Source organism: Desulfobacter sp., from assembly GCF_050177295.1.
On the sequence record NZ_JBFXHE010000417.1, the window covers coordinates 1 to 3,868 of the forward strand.

Annotated in this window: 4 protein-coding genes; 1 reads left to right on the forward strand and 3 read right to left on the reverse strand. The window is 48.6% G+C overall.

The features are described from left to right. Positions 1–497 precede the first annotated feature (497 nt). A complete protein-coding gene (locus tag AB7U36_RS20185) occupies positions 498–1,178 on the forward strand; it encodes a rubredoxin-like domain-containing protein (protein WP_428161428.1) in 681 nt (226 codons plus the stop codon). Positions 1,179–1,290: 112 nt separating this feature from the next. Here AB7U36_RS20185 and AB7U36_RS20190 read toward each other — a convergent pair whose 3' ends face one another. The 3 genes from AB7U36_RS20190 to AB7U36_RS20200 all read right to left on the reverse strand — a co-directional run. Continuing rightward, positions 1,291–1,833, reverse strand: a complete 543-nt coding sequence (locus AB7U36_RS20190; RefSeq protein ID WP_428161429.1) for a VOC family protein — start codon at positions 1,831–1,833, stop codon at positions 1,291–1,293. Positions 1,834–1,847: 14 nt separating this feature from the next. Next, positions 1,848–2,747 carry a TIGR01777 family oxidoreductase gene (locus tag AB7U36_RS20195; RefSeq protein ID WP_428161430.1) on the reverse strand — a complete coding sequence of 300 codons (900 nt, stop codon included), beginning with the start codon at positions 2,745–2,747 and terminating at the stop codon, positions 1,848–1,850. A 31-nt stretch (positions 2,748–2,778) separates the two neighbouring features. Then, positions 2,779–3,868, reverse strand: a 1,090-nt coding sequence (locus AB7U36_RS20200; protein ID WP_428161431.1) for a sigma-54 interaction domain-containing protein, incomplete at its 5' end; no start/stop codon positions are given.

Here is a 3,868-nt window from a genome sequence, read left to right on the forward strand (position 1 = left end):
TTCATGCTCTTTTCATCGCGGCAACAGAACCCATTAGGCCCGGGCGTAAATTCAAAAGAAAACATAAGATCAACAAGCGAGAGCATTCCATGAATAATAAGCCTTGCCGTTAACTTTATGACATTGACTATCTGCTTGATTCATCAAGTTCAACGGGGTTTTTTATTTTTTTGACGGCGGATCATGGCCGAACTAAACTCAAATTACAACCACGGAAAATATCGGAGAGCCTTAACTTTATGACATTGGGGGGGGGAGTTACCACTATTCAAAATGATTCGCAAAGGTTTCCATTTAAATTTTCGGTTCGATCATTTTTAAAATTCAAATCAACACATTGTGTTTTCATAGTCTGAAGTTAGCTTGCAAAAATCCGGTCGAACCCAATTTGTACATCAATTTAAGCTTGCTATACCGGCATGGAATATGAGAAATTGCAATACAGGTATGCTGAAACGTAATGATGTCCTGAATAAATAATATAAAGGATCGAATCTATGAAAAAATGGCAATGTCCTGTATGCAAATACATTCATACAGGAGACGAACCCCCTGAAAAATGTCCGGTGTGCGGTGTTTCCGGAAGCAAGTTTGTACCTCTTGAAGATGATACAGCGGCAGAAACACCAGAGGCTGAGACACCGGCAACTGATGAGAAAAAAACAGTAGCCCCGGAAAAAAAGGCCGCAAACAATACAGAAACACCCAATGCATCACCCTTAAAAACAGAGGGCCGTGCGATGGTTTACATGAAAAAAACGGCTGAGCTGATGCTCAAACACCATGCTCATCCGGTGACGGTTCATATACCCAACGGGGTCATTCCTGTGGCCGCTGCCCTGTTTATCCTCTCCTGGATTTTTGGATCGCCTTTACTGGCAAAGGCCGGGTTTATCAACCAGGTGTTTGTACTCATTGCTCTGCCTGTGGTTGTATTAACAGGTGTCCTGGAATGGAAGAAAAAATATAACCAGGCGCAGACAACCATTTTTAAACTAAAAATCGGTGCGGCCACCGTAACTGCAATCTGCTGCATGGCCTCAATCATCTGGTACCTGGTTAATCCCGGTGTACTGGAATCATCCTGGGCCTGGGTATTTGTCGTGATCAATCTTTTGATGCTTGCTGCGGCCGGTGTGGCCGGCCACATTGGTGGGAAACTGGTTTTCAAAGATTAAACGGCCTGCCCAAAAGCCCTGGAACAACAGATCTCCCGCATACCATACCCGTCCCCCAACGAGTCGGTCGCAATGTGATCAAGGTGAGTTAAAATATACCATAAAGAGGGGGCTAACCTGTGGGCTGCCCTCTTTTGGGCCTTCCGGGGTTGGGGGCCGGCCTTTTACCAGGTTGCGGCCCATGACCTTCCCGGGCGATGTCACTGATATTGCGGTCACTCATACGAGGACTCTCCCTTAGGCTATGTCCTTTGACCTCCGTGGTAAATTCAATGGGTATGTTGTTCGGGTCAAAGGAATAGATGGAATGAATAAACCCGTGGTCCACCACAGGAGAGACCCAGAACCCCGCAGATTCCAGCAGGGTTTTCATTTCTTTCAGCTCCTCATCGTTCTCCACACCGATGGCCACATGATCAAAAGCCCGAGGCTTTTTTGTCGGCTCGCCATGAAGCTTCTCATCGGGATTCACGGCTTCGGGCCATTCAAAAAAGGACACGATAGCGTTTTCGCAAATTTCAAAATAATACTGCCTGTTCCGGCCGTCACCTGTGGCTGCCAGCATCTTCATTTCCAGAAGATCTCTCCAGAAACGAATGGTTTTATCCATGTCATCGGTGATCAGAGCAAGATGATGAATTCCGTTGTAAATCACGTTGCAGCCTCCTATTATCGAACAAGATCACCCATCGCCGAATCAATATCCGCATAGGTAAACTTAAACCCCAACCGCTCGAGTTCACTGGCCGCCATGCGTTGACTGCCCAACAGAACATCCCCCAGTTCACCCATGATCAGACGAAGTATGAATCCCGGCACATGAAAAAATGCCGGACGCCCCAAGACCCGTGAAACAGCTTTGGTGAAATTCTTGTTTCGGACGGCATGGGGCGCAGAGAAGTTAACGATTCCCGATGCCTTATCATGATTGATCAAAAAGAGGACCGCCTCAACAAGATCGTGAATATGCATCCAGGCCATCCAGTGCTGACCGCTGCCCAGATTTCCGCCCAATCCAAGTCTGAACGGCGTTTTCATCTTTTTAAAAGCCCCGCCGTCTTTTCCGAGAATCATGCCGAAACGCATAAGTACGGTGCGCACATCAAACTGCTGGGCCTTTAACGCTTCAGTTTCCCAGGCTTCACAGACATCGGATAAAAAGCCCTTACCCTTAGACGTTGATTCCGTGAGAATCTCGTTGCCCCGGTCACCGTAATATCCCGAGGCCGAAGTGCTTAAAAACACTTTAACGGCCCCATCTTTCATGCCTTCAATAAGATTTTGGGTTGTAAGAATCCGGCTGTCTAAAATATCCTTTTTCTTCTCTTTATTCCAAAGAGTGAAGATGTTTTTCCCGGCAAGATTGATAATCACATCCATATGGGAAACTTCAGACTGCCAGTCTCCTTTAACCGTGGTATCACAAACAAGCTGAGTAAACCCTTTTTCACCTGAATAGATGCTGTTTTGAGAACGCCCGGTGATGGTCACATCCCAACCTGAATCAAGCAAGGCCTTGGTCAAATGTGTTCCTACAAATCCGGTTCCACCTGTTATCATTGCTTTCATAAAATTGTCTCCTGATGGATAAATTGCAGTGTTATGTCTTTGGAAATTTCATGCTCAGCCTGTAACGGTCCATTTTATTATACAAAGACCGCCGAGAAATACCCAAGATTTCGCTGGTCCGGGACCGGTTTCCCCCGGTGTGGTCCAGAGTTCGGATAATCAATTCTTTTTCTACCTGTGCCAGCGTCATACCCACACGGACGATCATTCGGGTCTCCCGGTCCTGGTTCTGGCTGACCCGACCAGGCAGATTACCGGTCCTGAGCACATCTTCTGTGGCAGAGATAACTGCACTCTGGATGGCGTTTTTCAGTTCCCTGACGTTGCCCGGCCAGGGATAAGCTTCAACGCAGTTGATGAAATCCGAAGACATGCCCCGGATATTTTTTTTAAAATCGTCGCAGGCCTGTTTGATAAAGTGGCTCACCAGCAGGGGTATGTCGCCGTTGCGCTCCCGCAAAGGCGGCATTTCAATGCTCAGGACATCCAGTCTGTAATACAGGTCCTCTCTGAAGTTGCCCAGCCGGACCTCATCTTCAAGGTTTGCATTGGTGGCGGCAATCACCCGGGCATCGGCTTTCCGGCTCTTCTGGCTGCCGATCCTGGAAAATTCACTGGTCTCTAAAAGCCTGAGCAGGCTGACTTGCATCTTCTGATCAATGGTACCGATCTCGTCCAGAAATACGGTTCCCCCCTCTGCTTGTTCAAAACACCCTTTTCTCAGCCTGGAGGCCCCGGTAAAGGCCCCGGCCACATGTCCGAACAACTCGCTGGCCACCAGATCCTGGGGAAGGGAAGCAATATGGACCGGAATGCAAGGGGCCTGGGCCCTGGTGCTCAGTTCATGAATTGCCTGGGCCACCAGCTCTTTGCCCGTACCGGTTTCGCCTGAAATCAAGACGGGAATATCTGTGGCTGCGGCCTGGCGGATCTGCCGGTAGGTCTTCTGCATCACCGAGGATCTGCCGACCATGCTTTCAAAGGTGGTTTTCTCCGCCTCGGACTTTAAAAGCATATTAGGGCCCAATCGGGGTTTGGCCTGAATGGCTGATCCCATGAGCAGTTTGAGCTCCTCGTTGCTGATAGGCAGGGTGGAATAGTGATACGCCCCGGCCCGCAGC

What these genes read in the sequence shown, in the direction of transcription:
- AB7U36_RS20185 (WP_428161428.1), top strand. Translation starts at nt 498, where the DNA reads ATGAAAAAATGGCAATGTCCTGTATGCAAATACATTCATACAGGAGAC.
- AB7U36_RS20195 (WP_428161430.1), bottom strand. Translation starts at nt 2,747, where the DNA reads ATGAAAGCAATGATAACAGGTGGAACCGGATTTGTAGGAACACATTTG.